Source organism: Jannaschia sp. 2305UL9-9, assembly GCF_041403465.1.
Classification (GTDB): domain Bacteria; phylum Pseudomonadota; class Alphaproteobacteria; order Rhodobacterales; family Rhodobacteraceae; genus Jannaschia.
This window is the reverse complement of record NZ_JBGEHM010000001.1, coordinates 1,441,431-1,456,975: the sequence shown is the minus strand read 5'-3', so window position 1 is coordinate 1,456,975 and position 15,545 is coordinate 1,441,431. Positions and strand designations below refer to the sequence as shown.

General features: G+C 66.2%; 16 protein-coding genes. 7 read left to right on the top strand and 9 right to left on the bottom strand.

What is annotated here, in order from left to right:
• Nucleotides 1–20: 20 nt before the first annotated feature.
• From V6N07_RS07145 to V6N07_RS07125, 5 genes are all read right to left on the bottom strand, one after another.
• Nucleotides 21–3,398, bottom strand: coding sequence for an efflux RND transporter permease subunit (locus V6N07_RS07145; protein WP_371155130.1), 3,378 nt, complete (start codon nt 3,396–3,398; stop codon nt 21–23).
• 4 nt (nt 3,399–3,402) lie between these two features.
• Nucleotides 3,403–4,863: an efflux RND transporter periplasmic adaptor subunit gene (locus V6N07_RS07140; protein WP_371155129.1), complete on the bottom strand. Its 1,461-nt coding sequence runs from the start codon at nt 4,861–4,863 to the stop codon at nt 3,403–3,405.
• Nucleotides 4,864–4,941: 78 nt separating this feature from the next.
• Nucleotides 4,942–5,472 carry a molybdenum cofactor biosynthesis protein B gene (gene moaB, locus V6N07_RS07135; protein WP_371155128.1) on the bottom strand — a complete coding sequence of 177 codons (531 nt, stop codon included), beginning with the start codon at nt 5,470–5,472 and terminating at the stop codon, nt 4,942–4,944.
• A gap of 77 nt (nt 5,473–5,549) precedes the next feature.
• Nucleotides 5,550–6,368: a glutathione-dependent disulfide-bond oxidoreductase gene (yghU, locus tag V6N07_RS07130; RefSeq protein ID WP_371155127.1), complete on the bottom strand. Its 819-nt coding sequence runs from the start codon at nt 6,366–6,368 to the stop codon at nt 5,550–5,552.
• A 94-nt stretch (nt 6,369–6,462) separates the two neighbouring features.
• Nucleotides 6,463–7,287 (bottom strand): uracil-DNA glycosylase family protein, encoded by an 825-nt coding sequence (locus V6N07_RS07125; protein WP_371155126.1) that lies wholly within the window; start codon nt 7,285–7,287, stop codon nt 6,463–6,465.
• A gap of 145 nt (nt 7,288–7,432) precedes the next feature.
• On the opposite strand from V6N07_RS07125, the gene V6N07_RS07120 reads away from it, so the two are divergent.
• The 6 genes from V6N07_RS07120 (at nt 7,433) to V6N07_RS07095 (ending at nt 11,550) form a co-directional block, all read left to right on the top strand.
• A complete protein-coding gene (locus tag V6N07_RS07120; RefSeq protein WP_371155124.1) occupies nt 7,433–8,362 on the top strand; it encodes an aspartate carbamoyltransferase catalytic subunit in 930 nt (309 codons plus the stop codon).
• A gap of 200 nt (nt 8,363–8,562) precedes the next feature.
• Entirely contained in the window at nt 8,563–9,105 is a 543-nt protein-coding gene (locus V6N07_RS07115; protein ID WP_371155123.1) for a hypothetical protein, read from the top strand.
• 55 nt (nt 9,106–9,160) lie between these two features.
• Entirely contained in the window at nt 9,161–10,432 is a 1,272-nt protein-coding gene (gene pyrC / locus V6N07_RS07110) for a dihydroorotase (protein ID WP_371155122.1), read from the top strand.
• Entirely contained in the window at nt 10,425–11,033 is a 609-nt protein-coding gene (plsY, locus tag V6N07_RS07105) for a glycerol-3-phosphate 1-O-acyltransferase PlsY (RefSeq protein ID WP_371155120.1), read from the top strand. The genes pyrC and plsY overlap by 8 nt, the downstream gene beginning before the upstream one ends.
• Nucleotides 11,030–11,281: a hypothetical protein gene (locus V6N07_RS07100; RefSeq protein ID WP_371155118.1), complete on the top strand. Its 252-nt coding sequence runs from the start codon at nt 11,030–11,032 to the stop codon at nt 11,279–11,281. Before plsY ends, V6N07_RS07100 begins: the two co-directional genes overlap by 4 nt.
• Complete coding sequence (locus V6N07_RS07095) at nt 11,278–11,550, top strand: hypothetical protein (RefSeq protein WP_371155116.1); 273 nt, start codon at nt 11,278–11,280, stop codon at nt 11,548–11,550. The genes V6N07_RS07100 and V6N07_RS07095 overlap by 4 nt, the downstream gene beginning before the upstream one ends.
• On the opposite strand, the gene V6N07_RS07090 is transcribed toward V6N07_RS07095, so the two are convergent.
• The 4 genes from V6N07_RS07090 to V6N07_RS07075 all read right to left on the bottom strand — a co-directional run bounded on the left by V6N07_RS07090 (nt 11,534) and on the right by V6N07_RS07075 (nt 14,539).
• Nucleotides 11,534–11,818 carry a hypothetical protein gene (locus tag V6N07_RS07090; protein ID WP_371155114.1) on the bottom strand — a complete coding sequence of 95 codons (285 nt, stop codon included), beginning with the start codon at nt 11,816–11,818 and terminating at the stop codon, nt 11,534–11,536. The genes V6N07_RS07095 and V6N07_RS07090 overlap by 17 nt on opposite strands.
• Nucleotides 11,819–11,880: 62 nt before the next feature.
• Nucleotides 11,881–13,251, bottom strand: coding sequence for a glutamate--cysteine ligase (locus V6N07_RS07085; RefSeq protein WP_371155113.1), 1,371 nt, complete (start codon nt 13,249–13,251; stop codon nt 11,881–11,883).
• 50 nt (nt 13,252–13,301) lie between these two features.
• On the bottom strand, nt 13,302–13,814 hold the full coding sequence (locus tag V6N07_RS07080; protein ID WP_371155111.1) for a hypothetical protein: 513 nt from the start codon (nt 13,812–13,814) through the stop codon (nt 13,302–13,304).
• Complete coding sequence (locus V6N07_RS07075; protein WP_371155109.1) at nt 13,811–14,539, bottom strand: 16S rRNA (uracil(1498)-N(3))-methyltransferase; 729 nt, start codon at nt 14,537–14,539, stop codon at nt 13,811–13,813. The genes V6N07_RS07080 and V6N07_RS07075 overlap by 4 nt, the downstream gene beginning before the upstream one ends.
• An 11-nt stretch (nt 14,540–14,550) precedes the next feature.
• Here V6N07_RS07075 and ubiA point away from each other — a divergent pair, with 11 nt between their 5' ends.
• Complete coding sequence (gene ubiA / locus V6N07_RS07070; protein WP_371155108.1) at nt 14,551–15,495, top strand: 4-hydroxybenzoate octaprenyltransferase; 945 nt, start codon at nt 14,551–14,553, stop codon at nt 15,493–15,495.
• Nucleotides 15,496–15,545 lie beyond the last annotated feature (50 nt).

The following is a 15,545-nucleotide window of genomic DNA, read 5'->3' as shown; positions in this document are numbered from 1 at the left end:
CACGGCAAGGCCCGGGGGGATCAGACCCCCGGCGCCGCCCGCTTGCGTCGCCCGATCCAGACGGCCGCCGTGATCCATGTGACCAGCAGCAGGGCCGCGGTGCCCGCCGCGAAGATGGCAAAGGCCTGCGCGGCCCCCGAGATGGGGATCATCGCCGCAAGCGGTGGCCACCCTGCACCGGTGATCAGGACGTATCCCAGCGTCGCAAACCCCCACGCCACGATGGCCGATCCAAGGCCGAGCCCGAGAATGCCGATACCGCGCCCGCGCCTTTGCCCCGGCAATCGCAGCATGCGACGAAGCGCATCCGTGGCGCGTCCGATGTCATGGCCCATCGCAAGGATCGCCGGAACAAGGATCAGAACCAGCACCATACCGAAGCCAAGACCATAGCTGAGCGTGATGACCGTCGGACGCAGGAACTGGGCCTGACTGGAGGATTCGTAAAGCAGCGGCGTCAGGCCGAGCACCGTCGTCAGCGTGGTCAGAAGGATGGGGCGCAACCGGTCGCAGACGGCATCGATGATCGCCGGCATCAATGCACGGTCCCGCGAATATTCGTCCACCGTCGTGATCAGGACGATCGAGTCGTTGATGATGATGCCAGTCATGCCGATCAGACCCACGACCGAGAACATCGACAGCGGCACCTCCCACCACCAGTGGCCCCAGATCGCGCCGATCAGGCCGAAGGGAATGACGACCATGATCACGCCCGGCCGTGTCCATGACGAGAAGATCCAGGCCAGCACGAGGTAGATGCCCAGCAGACAGGAGACGAGGCCGACGGTCGCATCCGTCAGAAACTCCCGCTCCTGCTCGGCAAGGCCGCCGAGGGTATAGGCGACCTGATGCACCGCCGCGATTTCCGGCAGGATCCGATCGGCCAATTGCGCGCGGATCTCATTTGCGCGCGCTGCATCGTCCTGCGTGATATCCCCCGATACGGTGACGACCTGCACCCCGTTTTCGCGCCGGATGGTCGCAAAGCCGGATTGCACGCGCACGGTGACGATATCGGACAGGGCGACATCCCCGCCCGTCGGCGCCTTCAGCCGCAGCCCTTCGAGGAAATCGGCACGGATCTCGCCCTGCGGCAGTTCCACACGGATCGATCCGGTGCGCGGTCCGACCGGGAAGGTCGCCGCCTCGATCCCGCCCAGACGGTCGCGAAGGGTAGCGCCCAAGGCATCGATATCGAAGCCGAGCGCCTCACCCTGAGGGGTCAGTTCGAGGATCAGTTCGTCCTTGTCATAAGGCAGGCTGTCCTCGACGCCCGACACTTCCGCAATGCCGGAGACGGCCGTTTTCAGAGCCTCGGCGGCGGCTTTGAGGGTGGCCGAGTCCGCGCCGTAGAATTCGACGGACAGGGCATCGCCACCGGGGCCGGACCGCCAGCCGCGAAAGCTGATCTCCTCGGTCAGGGGCAGTTGGCGCGCGGCCTCCTGTAACTCGCCGACAAACTGGAACGACGAATAGGGGCGCAGGTCCGCATCGATCAATTCGATCGAAATGGCCCCCAGCTGATCGCCGTCCTTGTCGTCCGCCGAGGGCAGGGCGCGTCCCGAATTGCCCCCGATCTCTGCAAGGACATAGGCCAGCGGGTTCTGGCCGTACCGTTCCTCGTAATCTTCGCCCAAGGCATAGGTCGCGCGCTGCAATTCGCGCATCTGTTCCAGCGAATCCTCGCGCGTGGCCCCATCGAGCATGGCGAAATTGCCGGTCACGGAGCCTCGCTCCGGCGCGTTGAAGAACCGCCATTGAACGTCGCCCGTCATGAACAGCGCGGCCTGCGAGGACAACAGCACGATCGCCCCGGCGGCCACGGGATAGCGCGCCCAGATCGCAAGGCGGATCAGGGGCCGGAACAGCGTATCTTTGACCCAGTCGAAGCCCCGGTTGACCGTGCGCGATGGCCAATCCAGCCAGCTGTCGGCGGAGCTGTTCTTCAGCGCCCCCGCCATGTGATGCGGCAGGATCAGGAAACATTCGACCAGCGAGGCGATCAGGACGACGATCACGGTAAAGGGGATGTCCGCGATCAGATCGCCGAACCGTCCCCCGATGGCGACCAACCCGAAAAAGGCGATCACCGTCGTCAGGGTGGCCGAAAACACCGGCAGGAACATGCGGCGGGCGGCATTTTCGGCGGCGTCATAGGGCGTTTCCCCCAGCCGTCGCGCCCGGAAATCGGCGTGTTCCCCAACCACGATCGCGTCGTCCACGACGATGCCCAGCGTGATGATCAGGGCGAACAGCGAGATCATGTTGATGGTCAGCCCCGCCGCCCACATCAATGCGATTGCCGACAGCAGGGCGACGGGAATGCCCGCCGCGACCCAGAAGGCGGTGCGCCAGTTGAGGAACAAAAACAGCAGGCCGATCACCAGCACGAGGCCCATCAGGGCATTGTCGATCAACAGGTTGATCCGCCCGGCGATCGCCTCGGTCCGGGTGCGGATCAATTCGACGGTCACCCCATCGGGCGCGTCCTGCATGACGGCTTCCGCGACCTCCTCCACCTGTCTTTGCAGGGCAATGGCATCCCCCTCGGCCGTGCGGTCCACCCGTACGGACATGGCGGGGTTTTCCTCGACGAAATAGGCGCGGTCGCGGTCGACACCTTCGGAAATCACGCGGCCCACATCCACGACGGTCAGGGCGGAGCCGTCGGCGTTGCGGCGGATCACGATATCCTGGATGTCGGCTACATCGCGGCGGGCCGATCCGGTGCGCACACGGGCGTTCGCGCCCGTCACGTCGCCCGCAGGGTCCGCCTGTGTCTGGCCCGCGATGGCCGAGGCGATCTGCGCCATCGTCACGTCATGGCGCAGCAGGTTCGCCGTCGGGACCTCGACCACGATTTCCGGTGCGGCCACGCCGCGGATGGTCGTGCGGGTGACCCCCGCCGCGAACAATCTGGTGACGAATTCATCGGTGATACGGGCAAGCTGATCGACGCCGACGGGGCCTGTGACGATGACATCCGTGACCCTGTCACGCCACGCGCCCTGACGCACCTCGGGGTCGTCGATGCCGTCGGGCAGGCCCGTCACGGCATCGACGGCGGCCTGAACGTCATCTGCGGCCGAGGCCATGTCGCGCCCGGGTTCGAACTCCAGAGTGATCGAGGCGCTGCCCTCCCGGGCGTTGGCGACGCTGTCCGTGACGCCGTCGACCGCCAGCAGCGCCGGTTCGAGCAACTGAACGATACCGCGGTCCACGTCCTCGGCGCCGGCCCCGTCCCAGGAGACGGAGACCGAAACCTCGTCGACCACCACGTCCGGAAAGAACTGTGCCCGCATGTTCGGAAGGGCCATCGCCCCCGCGGCCAGCATGAGGACCAGCAGAAGGTTCGCAATCGTGTGGTGGCGGGTGAAATAGCCGAGGATGCCCATGGGCTCAGCCCCCCATGCGGGATTCGAGGCGGTCGACCATCTCGGCCGGCACGGCCTCCGATTCCAGCTGTGTCAGCATGCGTTGTTTCACGTCGCCGGGGATGCGTGTGTTCCCCTCGAGGTAGGCGACGATCCGGGCGCGGCGATCGGGGTCCAGAACGACCATCTCCGGCGCGGTGTCCTGCGGGGTATCGGCGCTGACGGGGCGTTGGGGGCGGACCTTGATGCCCGCGCCGAGGACCGGCGTGCGTTCCGCGACGACCTCGCGTCCCGCGATATCCCCACGCACGACGATATCGTCACCTTGCCTGCGCAAAAGGGTGACGTCCATTTCCTCCAGCCGGTCTTCATCCCCGAGGACGAGGACCGTGTTCTGCGCCGACAACGACGTGGCGGGCAGACGGATGGCGCGGTCCATCGGCGGTTCCTGCACGACGACGCGCACGAAGTCTCCGGGGCGGAAACCGCGTGCGCCTTCAAGTCCGGCAAAGACGAGGCGGCCTGTCTGACCTTCGCCCACGGCCGGTGCCTCGCGGGTGATCCGACCGACCGCCTCGACATCGAGGCCGAGCACGTCGAGAACCGCCGTCACCTGTGCCCCCACAAGGTTGCCCGTCCCGTCCAGCAGGCGGGCGTGTTCGCTGGCCGACAAGCGAAAGGCCACTTCCAGAGCGGATGGGTCGATCAGTGTCGCGATCTGTTCGTTGGCACTTACCAATCCGCCCCGCAGGACGGACACATCCGACAATTGACCGTCGAATTCCGCACGCAGGGTCCGGTCGGCGACGTCCCGTTCCGCCTGTGCAAGGGCAATGCGCGCACGGTCGATGGCAAGGGCGGCGCTGTCGACGCGGGTCTCGGCAATGGCGATCGCGCCACGACGGGTCAGGATGGTCTGGTCCGCATTGGCGAGCGACAATTCTGCCGCTTCGAGATTGGCGGCCGTGCCGACGCCCCGGTCGCCAAGATCGATCTGTCGTTGCACGGCACGCGCCTGAAGGTCGCGCTGCGCCTCGGCGCCGGCAAGTTCCGCGCGCGACAACTCCAGATTGCGGGCGGCGTCCCGCGCCTCGGCCTCGGCGCCCGCCAGATCGGCCCGCGCCACGGCAAGGGCGGATTCCGCATTGGCGGGATCGATGCGCAGCAGGACCTGACCTTCGGTGACGGTTCCGCCTTCCTCGAAGCCATCGGCCAGTTCGACGACACGACCGGCGACCGGCGCGCGCAGTTCGAGGACACGGCGCGCCTGCACCTCGCCGAAGGCGGTCAGGACGGGCACGATCCGTTCTGCCCGTGCCACGACCACATTGGCCGCCAAAACCCGTTCGCGTGCCTGCGACCGCCTGCCTTCGTCGGCGTCGCGGGCCTGCATCGCGGAGTAGGTGATCTGCCCGGCCCAGCCCAGAAGGCCGAGCGTCAGGGCGGCAAGAAACAGGGCGACGAGGCTGCGACCGAGAAAGCGCATGGAGACTCCGATCCATGAAACGATGCGTGTAAGATAAGCCGATAACCGACCAGTCCAAAGACTACACGCAGACGTGCGCTACTTCCGTCGCAGATGTTCGTCCAGTCTTGGCATTATTTCCACGAAATTGCAGGGCTTGTGCCTGTAATCCAGCTGATGGACCAGAATTTCATCCCAGGCATCACGACAGGCCGAGGGCGAACCGGGCAGGGCGAACAGATACGTGCCGCCCGCGACACCGGCGCAGGCCCGCGACTGGACGGCGGACGTGCCGATCTTCTGCATGGATACGATCGTGAACATGGTCCCGAAGGCATCGATTTCCTTTTCATAGACGTCCCGGTGCGCCTCGACCGTCACGTCCCGACCGGTCAGACCGGTGCCGCCGGTGGTCAGGATGACGTCGATGGCGTCCTCGCCGATCCAGCGCGTCAGATGCTCTGCGATGCCAACCCGGTCGTCCGGCGTGATCGCGCGGTCGGCAAGGATATGGCCGGCGGCCTGCAATCGGGCGACGAGGGTATCGCCGGAACGGTCGTCGTCCGGGCCGCGCGTGTCGGAGACGGTCAGGACGGCAATGCGGCAGGGCAGGAATTCTCGGTCAGCCATGTTTGCCTTCATGTCCTTTTGGATGTCGTCGTTTTCCGGGGGACGAGCGCCCCCCGGAAACCTGTCGCGGCGCGAACCTACTTGAAATCGTCGGGCGAATGCCGTTCGCGCAGCTTGAGGCTTTCGTCATCGCCGAAGGTGCGGTTGACCATCCGGCCGCGCCGAACGGCCGGGCGGGCATCGATCCGCTTGGCCCATGCCATCACATGCTCATAGCTTGCCACGTCGAGGAAGGTCGCCGCATCGTACAGCCGCCCGAGCACGAGCTGCCCATACCATGACCAGATCGCCATGTCGGCAATCGTGTATTCGTCACCGGCAACGAAGGGGCAATCTTCCAGCCGCTGATCCAGAACGCTCAGCTGTCGCTTCGATTCCATCGCGTAGCGGTTGATCGGGTATTCGTACTTTTCTGGCGCATAGGCGTAGAAATGGCCGAACCCGCCGCCAAGGAAGGGGGCAGAGCCCATCTGCCAGAACAGCCATGACAGCATTTCGGGCCGGTTGTCGCCGAGGAAGGCGTCATACCGTTCGGCAAGATGCAGCATGATCGCGGCGCTTTCGAATACGCGGGCGTTCAGGCCATCGGTGCGGTCGAACAGGGCGGGGATCTTGGAGTTCGGGTTGACGTCGACGAAGCCGGACCCGAATTGATCGCCCTCACCGATGTCGATCAGCCATGCGTCGTATTCGACCGGGTACCCGGCCTCGATCAACTCCTCGAACAGGACCGTGACCTTCACGCCGTTGGGCGTCGCGAGGGAATAGAGCTGATAGGGGTGCTTGCCGACAGGCAGATCCTTGTCATGCGTCGGTCCCGCTTCGGGTCGATTGATCGACGCGAACTTGCCCCCGGATTGGGTGTTCTGCCAGACTTTGGGCGGCTCATATGTCATTGACGGTCGGTCCTTTCAGTCTCGAAGGTCGGCACGGGCACGGTCCGCTGCCGAAGGCTCTGGATGCGACACTTAGACCCATATCCCGGAAGGTCTAGTCCGCAAGCCGGGCGCTCAGCGCCAGCAGGTCCGCCCAGGCGTCCCGCTTGGCCGCGCCCTGTCGCAGAAGATAGGCGGGATGCAGCATCGGCAGGACCGGCAGGCCAAAGCCTTCGGACCATTTGCCGCGCAGCCGCGTGATGCCGCGCCGGTTCAGGACGGCGCCGCAGGCATGGTTGCCCATGCAGACCAGGATCTCCGGATCGACGAGGGCGACATGACGGCGCAGGAACGGCAGCATCATCGCGATTTCCGCAGGCTCCGGGTCCCTGTTCGAGGGGGGGCGCCAGGGCAGGACGTTGGTGATGTAGACGCCCCGCGCGGCCTCATCCGCATCGCGGGCCAATCCGATCGCGGCCAGCATGCGGTCCAGCAATTGTCCCGCCTGTCCGACGAACGGCAGGCCGGCGCGGTCTTCCTCCCGGCCCGGTGCCTCGCCGATGATCATCACCCGCGCATCCGGCCGCCCGTCTGAGAACACGAGGGATTTCGCGCCAAGTCGCAGATCGCACCACGGAAAGGCGTCCAGCGCCGCCTTCAGGTCATCCAAGGTTTCGGCGGCGCCTGCCATCCGCTCGGCCTCCGTGACCGGGTCGGGCCCTGTCGTGCCGGTCGAGCCGGGCACGCCGACGGGGGCCGTCGGGGCGCTGCCCTGTATCGCGGACGCAGGTTCGGACGTGGGGGGGCGTGCCGGTGCCGGCATGCGTTCGGGCAAGGCGTAGCGATCCAGTGGATGAGTGGCGATCGCCTCGTCACAGCCCAACTCCAGCTGCCATTCGAGGGCAGCACGCAAAGCGGCGGGGGAAAGCTCATCCAGCATGGCGGGACGGTAGCGGGCATTGCACCGAAGAGGAAGATGCGCCGATGCGCAAAATCGGATCGCCCGACCTTCGTCGGGGGGCTTGTACGTGGCCGCACCAAAACGGGGCTTGATCGCCCGCCCGTCGCACCGCATCACACGGGCCATGACATTCACACAGCGTCACCTTCTGGGGATCGAACCCCTGCACCCGGTCGAGATCACGACATTGCTGGACCGCGCCGACCATTATGCCGAGGCCACGCGCGCAGGGCGGACACATGGCGATGCATTGGCCGGTCTGACCCAGATCAACATGTTCTTCGAGAATTCCACACGCACACAGGCCAGTTTCGAGATCGCCGGTAAACGGCTCGGGGCCGACGTCATGAACATGGCGATGCAGGCGTCATCCCTAAAAAAGGGCGAAACGCTGATCGACACGGCCCTGACGCTGAACGCGATGCGGCCCGACCTGATCGTCGTGCGCCATCCCCATTCGGGGGCCGTGAATCTGCTGGCCGAAAAGGTGAACTGCGCGGTTCTCAACGCGGGTGACGGGCGGCACGAACATCCGACGCAGGCCTTGCTGGATGCCTTGACCATCCGCCGGGCCAAGGGGCGTCTGCACCGGTTGACCGTGGCGATCTGTGGCGACATCGCGCACAGCCGCGTGGCGCGCTCCAACCTGATCCTGCTGGGCAAGATGGAAAACCGGGTCCGGCTGGTGGGCCCGCCAACCCTGATGCCGTCCGAGGTCGATGCTTTGGGCGTCGAAGTCACCGACAACATGGAAGAGGGTCTGAAGGGGGCGGACGTCGTCATGATGCTGCGCCTCCAGAAGGAGCGTATGGACGGCGGTTTCATCCCGTCCGAGCGTGAATATTACCACCGCTTCGGTCTTGATGCGGCCAAGCTGGCCCATGCCAACCCGGACGCGATCGTGATGCATCCGGGGCCGATGAACCGTGGGGTCGAGATCGACGGCCTTCTGGCGGATGACATCAATCGGTCGGTCATTCAGGAACAGGTCGAAATGGGCGTGGCCGTCCGGATGGCCGCGATGGATCTGCTGGCGCGAAACCTGCGCGGATGACCGGCCCCGGCCGTGCGTCCGGCCCGGCATCCGGCTGTATCGCGTGGCGGTCGGGCGGCATGAGCCATGGCCCGCGCGGGGCGGCGATTGCATCCATGCCGAAGCAGGATTGAGCGCGGGGCCCTCGTCCTGCGCCGCGCGATCGCCTATATGACCGACAGAATTCCTTTGGAGTTTCATCCAGAAAGGAGCTTTTGCTCATGTCCTTCGCCCTCGAACCTCGTGACCGGCGCGTGCATGTCTTTTCGGTCAGCGACGGCGCATTGAACCTTGCACATCAGACCTATCTTTCGCGTCTGAGCGATCCGGTCGCCAATACGGTGCCGCTGGCGCAGGCCTTCGATGCCGCCATCGATCCGACCTACGCCGAGGTGTTTGCCATCGGTGACATCGCCCCCATGCGATTGCGCGACTACCTTGCGCAGGCGCATGACATCCGCGCCGACGTGCTGTCGCGGGATGCGGCCCGGTTGGACGGTCTGTCGGGTGATGTCGTGGTCCTGGCACCTCAGGCCGTGGAAGGGGTGACGATGCTGACGCCACGTCCCGAACTGACCCATATCGGCAGCTATGCGCCGGCGGAGGTCGACAACCGTCCGCGCGACCTGCCCCCGGCGGCCAAGACCTCACAATTGGCCGATGCGCCCGAGGTGCCCGCCGGGCCGGGGCTGAACCGCCGGGTGATCGGTCTGATCGTTGCGGTTGCCATCGTTCTGGCCGCGATCGGCCTGCTTTTGATCTGAGGCGGCGGGGCCATGGCGATTGCCTTGGTCCCTTGGCGGGGCTAGTCCATCTGACATGACTTCTATCCTGTTTACCGATGCCCGCCTGATCGATCCCGTCAGCGGCGCCGAAAGGCGCGGCGACCTGCGGATCGAGAACGGGCGGATCACGCCCGATGGCCCCGCGGCCCACGTCGTCGATTGCCGTGGCAAATGCCTGGCCCCCGGCATCGTCGACGTCGGCGTCAAGGTCGGTGAGCCGGGGGAACGTCACAAGGAAAGTTTCCGGACCGCCGGTCGCGCGGCGGCGGCGGGCGGTGTCACGACGATCGTCTGTCGGCCCGATACCCTGCCTGTCATCGACAGCCCCGAAATGCTGGAACAGGCCCGCGCACGCGCTACGGTCGCCCCCGTGCGGGTCCGGCATATGGCATCCCTGACGCGCGCGCGCGCCGGGGCGGAAATGTCGGAAATCGGGTTCCTGCTCGACGCCGGCGCGGTGGCGTTCACGGATGGGGTCCACGTGACGCAGGATACCAAGATCCTGTCGCGGTGCCTGACCTACGCGCGCAGCCTCGGGGCCCTCGTGATCGGACACCCGCAGGATCCCGGCCTGTCCGCCGGGGCCTGCATCACCTCTGGCAAGTTCGCGTCGCTGCGCGGGTTGCCCGGTGTCTCACCACTGGCCGAGCGCATGGGGCTGGAACGGGATCTGGCACTGGTCGAGGCGACGGGCGTTCGCTACCACGCGGATCAGATCACCACGGCTGCTGCCCTGCTGGCGCTTGCCCGTGCGCGGGCAGCCGGGTTGGACGTCACGGCCGGCACGTCGATCCATCACCTGACGTTGAACGTGCTGGACGTTGCCGACTATCGCACCTTCTTCAAGCTGACGCCGCCGCTGCGCACCGAAGAGGATCGGCTTGCCATCGTCGAGGCGCTGGCCGCCGGTGAGATCGACATCATCAGCTCCATGCACACCCCGCAGGACGAGGAATCCAAGCGCCTGCCATTCGAGGAGGCCGCGCCGGGCGCGGTGGGCCTTCAGACCCTTCTGCCCGCGGCCATGCGGCTGGTACATGCGGGCCATATCGACCTGCCGACCCTGTGGCGCGCCCTGTCGATGAACCCCGCGCGCAGGCTGGGGCTGGAGGGCGGCACGCTGGAGGTCGGCGCACCGGCGGACCTCGTGCTGTTCGATCCGGATGCGCCCTTCGTGCTGGATCGCTTCAAGCTCCACTCGAAATCCAAGAACACGCCCTTCGACGGTGCCCGGATGGAGGGGCGCGTGATCGGAACATGGGTGGGCGGGATACAGGTATTCGACCGGGAGGGGGCGGATGCCTGACTTCGTGACGGCACCGCTGATCCTGCTCATCGTGGGGGGGCTTGCCTACCTTCTCGGATCCGTCCCGTTCGGCATCGTCATGGCGCGGCTGTTCGGTCTGGGTGATCTGCGCGCGATCGGGTCGGGCAACATCGGGGCGACGAACGTCCTGCGCACCGGGTCGAAACCGGCGGCGTTCCTGACGCTGATCGGGGATGCGGGCAAGGGGGCGGCGGCAGTGCTGCTTGCAAGATGGCTGGTGGGACCGGACGCGGCACAGGTCGCCGGGTTCGCGGCATTCCTCGGGCACTGCTTTCCCATCTACCTTGCCTTCAAGGGCGGCAAGGGGGTCGCGACATTCCTCGGGACGCTGCTGGCACTGTCGTTTCCGCTGGGCCTCGCGGCCTGCGCGACCTGGGCGGTGACAGCGGCGGTCGGGCGCATCTCATCGCTCGCCGCCCTTGTCGCAGCGGCCCTGGCCCCTGTCTGGGCGATCTGGATCAGTCCGAGCGCGGTCGCCGTGTCCGCCATTCTCGCTGTTCTGATTTTCATCCGCCACGGCGCGAATATCCGCCGCATCGTCGCGGGTGAGGAGCCGAGGATCGGAGAATCCAAGTCGTGACGACCGATGCCGCCGTCGCGTCACGTTTGCGCGGTCATGCCTGGTTCGCCCTGCGTGCCGGGCGGACGGAACACTGGTGGTTTCGGTATCTTTCGCAGCTGATGGTCCGGCCCGGCAAGGCGAACGCCAATCGCTTCGGCCCTTCGGCCAAGGACATGCGCGCGCCTTTCGTTCCCTTCGACGAGACGGGCGGCGGTTTCTCCGAACCTCGCGTTCCAGGCGTGATACCGCGTCGCGATGTTCCGTGACCCGAGCGGAAACCGTTGCCGAGACGCTGCTGACGCTGCCGCTCGGCTCGTTTCGCGGGCACAGTCTTGGCGGCGACTGGCTGGTCGTCCGGTCGCTGTTCGCGGGCGGGGCGTCGGAAAAGCTGGTCGCGCGGCGGCTTGATGGCACCGACTACGTCAGCCTGAACCTCTACCGGCTGACCTCCGGTCCGCGCCTGAAACCGTGTGAAATGCCCGCAGCCAAGGTCGCGGCCTTCGTTGCTGACCTGACGGTCATCGACGCAGGGTGATCAGCAATTCCAGCGCATCCGCCGTGCGCTGCGTGTTGTGATAGATGCCGAGGCCCAGATACAGCGCGCCCCCGATCACCAGGACCGCAAGCCAGCCGCCCAGCAGGATCGCCGCCGCGGCGTATGGCCCCTGCAACGGCGCGACCTCCGCGCCTAGCGAGATAGGCCCGATCATCGCCCCGATCGCCGCCACCGCGACCCCCACGGCAGCCGCCACGATCACGAGGGTCAGGACGATTTCGTAGCCCCGAATGAAAAAATCGCGCATCTTGCCCTCCGCCGGGATTGCCCCGGCCCAAGCAAATCGGCGCGGGCCGGTGGCCGCAAGGGTCAGTAGCTGTATTCGCCGTAGATGCGCGTCAGATCGCCGTTCCAGTCGCCATGGTACTTGGCCAGCAGTTCATCCGCGGGGGCCTGACCGGTTTCGACGCTTTCGCGCAAAGCGTTCAGGAAATGCGTCTCGTCGGGGATCATGCCGCCCGCACCGGGCATCGCCCGCGATTTCAATCCCGCATGGGCGATATCGACCAGTTCGCGTGCCAGATCATGCATCCGGATGTCCCCGACCCGCGCCTGAAGACCATCGACGGAGGCCGCGACCCGCAATTCCTCGCGCGTTTCCTGATCCCATCCGCGGGCCAGATCCCAGGCCGCGTCCAGCGCGGTGTCGTCATACAGCAACCCGACCCAGAAGGCGGGCAGGGCGCACAAGCGCCGCCATGGTCCACCGTCTGCGCCGCGCATCTCCATGTATTTCTTGATGCGGGCTTCGGGGAAAAGGGTCGTCAGGTGATCGGCCCAATCCGACAGCGTCGGCACTTCGCCCGGAAGGGCCGGCAGTTCGCCACGCATGAAATCGCGGAACGACTGGCCGAGGGCATCGACGTATTTGCCGTCGCGGTAGACGAAGTACATCGGCACATCGAGGGCGTAATCCGCCCATTGCTGGAATCCGAACCCTTCGTCGAACACGAAGGCGGGGATGCCCGTGCGCGCATCGTCCAGATGCCGCCATGTCCGCGCGCGCCAGGATTTGTGGTCGTTCGGCTTGCCCTCGAAGAAGGGCGAATTGGCGAACAGGGCCGTCGCCACCGATTGCAGGGCCAGCGCCACGCGCAGCTTCTTGACCATGTCCGCCTCGGACGCGAAATCGAGGTTGACCTGCACCGTGCAGGTGCGCCGCATCATCGTCTTGCCGGCGGTGCCGACGGTATCCATGTAGGCATCCATCAGCTTGTATCGCCCCTTGGGCATCAGCGGCATCTGGTCGTGCGTCCAGATCGGCGCGGCACCAAGGCCGATGAACCGCACGCCGAGGTGGTCGGAGACGGACTTCACCTCGCGCAGGTGTTCGTTCACCTCGTCGCAGGTCTGATGGATCGACTCGACGGCGGCGCCGGACAGTTCCAGCGCGCCGCCCGGTTCCAGCGAGACGTTGGCACCGTTCTTCTCCAACCCGATCAGCTTGCCGCCTTCTTCGACCGGGGCCCAGTCATAGGTGTCGCGCAATCCTGAAAGCACCGCGTGGATCGACCGTTCGCCGTCATAGGGCAGGGGGGCGAGGCTGTCGGTACAGAAGCCGAACTTCTCGTGCTCCGTCCCGATGCGCCAATCGGCGCGCGGCTTGCAGCCCGATTCCATGTATTCGGACAATTGCTTGGGGTCGGTGATCGGGCCGCCGCCGGACTGGGGAATGGACATGGGGGCGCACCTCGCTGGCTTGGAAGGTCACGGTTGAAACGGGCGGTGCGTCAAGTCAAGGCCGCGCGGCCCTGTCGGCTCCATACGATGATCGTGGTCGGTGTGCGCGTCTGCACGGCCCGCACCATTGCCCCCCCGTCAAAGCCGGGCAGGGGTGCCAATGCATCCAGCAGGATCTCGGATCCATGTGCCCCCTCGGGAATGTAGAGCGGCTGGCCGCTATCCTGCGACAGGCGCCAGAAGGCCTCGCCGGTCGAGGATCGCCGGAACACCACCTGTGTCAGGTCGTCCAGCGCGGCGGAGCCCCCCATCACGGGGCCGAGATAGGTGATGCGGCCCTCGTCCACCTCTACCACGCCGGGGGCCTCCGTCTCGGCGCGAAAACGGGCGTGACGCACCCCGCTGAACCCGAGGAACCCACCAAGAAGCACGAGGGCAAGACCGAACAGATACCCCAATCCGCCAGAGGTCAGCAAAAGCCATGCGCCGCCGAGTGCCAGTGCCAGCCCGATGATCGCCTCGCGCCAACGCATCAGGACAGCGGCGGCCTCGGGCCGGATCACGACCAATCCCCACGGGCGGATTGCCAGAGGGACAGGGCTGCGACCGCCGCGGTGTCGGCGCGCAGGATGCGCGGTCCGAGGGCGATGGGATGCGCGAACGGCAGGGCGCGCAACCGCGCGCGTTCCTCGGGGGAAAACCCGCCCTCCGGCCCGATCAGGATCGCCGCCGGTGCGGGGGGCCATGCGCCGCCTTCTGTCCACGTCGGATCGTCGGACAGGGTTTCGTCGCAGAAGATCAACGCGCGGCCCTCGGGCCAATCGTGCAGCATGCGGTCGAGGCTTACCAGATCGGCAACCTCGGGGACGTAGGTGCCGCCGCATTGCTCGGACGCCTCGACCGCATGCGCCTGCAGCCTGTCGCGGCGGATCCGTTCGGAATTGGTGAAACGCGTGGTGACGGGCTGAATGCGGGCGACGCCCAGTTCGGTCGCCTTTTCCACGATGAAGTCGGTGCGGGCCTTCTTGATCGGGGCGAAGCACAGCCAGATGTCCGGCGGGTTCCTCTGCGGCGCGACCTGATCCTCGCAGATCAGAGCCCCGCCGCGTTTCGACGCCGATGCGATCCGGGCGCGCCATGCGCCGTTTGCGCCGTCGAACACCGTCAGGGTATCCCCCGGCGACAGCCGCATTACCCCCGACAGGTAGTGGGCCTGTTCGCGCGACACCTCGACGGATTGCCCCTCGTGGGTCGCTTGCGCTACGTGGAGCCTGACTTTGCTGTCCATGGAACCTTCCAATGAGCGATACCTCCTCTGATCAAGGACAGGTGGCCGACGCCGTCAAGGGCAACTGGGTCGATACATTGGCCCCGGCGGCGACGCGTCCCTATCTGCGTCTGTCACGCGCGGATCGACCGATCGGAACGTGGCTATTGCTGCTGCCGTGCTGGTGGGGGCTGGCTCTGGCGGTTGCCTCCGTCGGCTTTTCGCCGGTGGCGATCTGGATCGCGATCGGCTGCGGCATTGGGGCCTTCCTGATGCGGGGGGCGGGCTGCACGTGGAACGACCTAGCCGACCGCGATATCGACGCTGCCGTGGCGCGCACGCGGTCGCGCCCGATCCCGTCGGGGCAGGTATCGCCGCGCGCAGCACTCATCTGGATGGGGGCGCAGGCGATGGTGTCACTTGCGATCCTGCTGACGTTCCACCCGCTGGCCATCGCCCTCGGGGTGCTGTCGCTGCTGCCGGTGGCGGTCTATCCCTTTGCCAAGCGGTTCACCTGGTGGCCGCAGGTGTTCCTCGGGCTTGCCTTCAACTGGGGTGCCTTGCTGGCATGGGCGGCGCAGACCGGATCGCTGAGCCTTGCGCCGGTGCTTCTCTATCTGGGGGGCATCGCCTGGACGCTGTTCTACGACACGATCTATGCCTATCAGGACGTGGAGGACGACGCCCTGATCGGGGTGAAATCGACGGCGCGCCGGTTCGGCGATATGCCCCGGCCATGGATGCGCGGGTTTCTGGCGGCCACCGTGATCCTGATATCCGCTGCCGTTCTGGTAGCGCTCGACCCCGTGCCGGCCCTTGTTGGCCTTGTAGGGGTCTGGGCGATGGGCTGGCACCTTGCATGGCAGATGACGCGCCTCGACATCGCCGATCCGCAACGCTGCCTGCATTTGTTTCGCGCCAATCGCACGACCGGCATGATCCCGCTGCCGTTCTTTCTTCTTGCTGCCGCACTCTGATTGCCCCCCGCGTGCGGGGGCGATAAGCATCACGGGCAACAACCGACTTG

Coding starts and splice junctions, on each gene's coding strand:
- V6N07_RS07145 (WP_371155130.1), bottom strand. CDS start 3,398: ATGGGCATCCTCGGCTATTTCACCCGCCACCACACGATTGCGAACCTT.
- V6N07_RS07140 (WP_371155129.1), bottom strand. CDS start 4,863: ATGCGCTTTCTCGGTCGCAGCCTCGTCGCCCTGTTTCTTGCCGCCCTG.
- moaB (WP_371155128.1), bottom strand. CDS start 5,472: ATGGCTGACCGAGAATTCCTGCCCTGCCGCATTGCCGTCCTGACCGTC.
- yghU (WP_371155127.1), bottom strand. CDS start 6,368: ATGACATATGAGCCGCCCAAAGTCTGGCAGAACACCCAATCCGGGGGC.
- V6N07_RS07125 (WP_371155126.1), bottom strand. CDS start 7,287: ATGCTGGATGAGCTTTCCCCCGCCGCTTTGCGTGCTGCCCTCGAATGG.
- V6N07_RS07120 (WP_371155124.1), top strand. CDS start 7,433: ATGACATTCACACAGCGTCACCTTCTGGGGATCGAACCCCTGCACCCG.
- V6N07_RS07115 (WP_371155123.1), top strand. CDS start 8,563: ATGTCCTTCGCCCTCGAACCTCGTGACCGGCGCGTGCATGTCTTTTCG.
- pyrC (WP_371155122.1), top strand. CDS start 9,161: ATGACTTCTATCCTGTTTACCGATGCCCGCCTGATCGATCCCGTCAGC.
- plsY (WP_371155120.1), top strand. CDS start 10,425: ATGCCTGACTTCGTGACGGCACCGCTGATCCTGCTCATCGTGGGGGGG.
- V6N07_RS07090 (WP_371155114.1), bottom strand. CDS start 11,818: ATGCGCGATTTTTTCATTCGGGGCTACGAAATCGTCCTGACCCTCGTG.
- V6N07_RS07085 (WP_371155113.1), bottom strand. CDS start 13,251: ATGTCCATTCCCCAGTCCGGCGGCGGCCCGATCACCGACCCCAAGCAA.
- V6N07_RS07075 (WP_371155109.1), bottom strand. CDS start 14,539: ATGGACAGCAAAGTCAGGCTCCACGTAGCGCAAGCGACCCACGAGGGG.
- ubiA (WP_371155108.1), top strand. CDS start 14,551: ATGAGCGATACCTCCTCTGATCAAGGACAGGTGGCCGACGCCGTCAAG.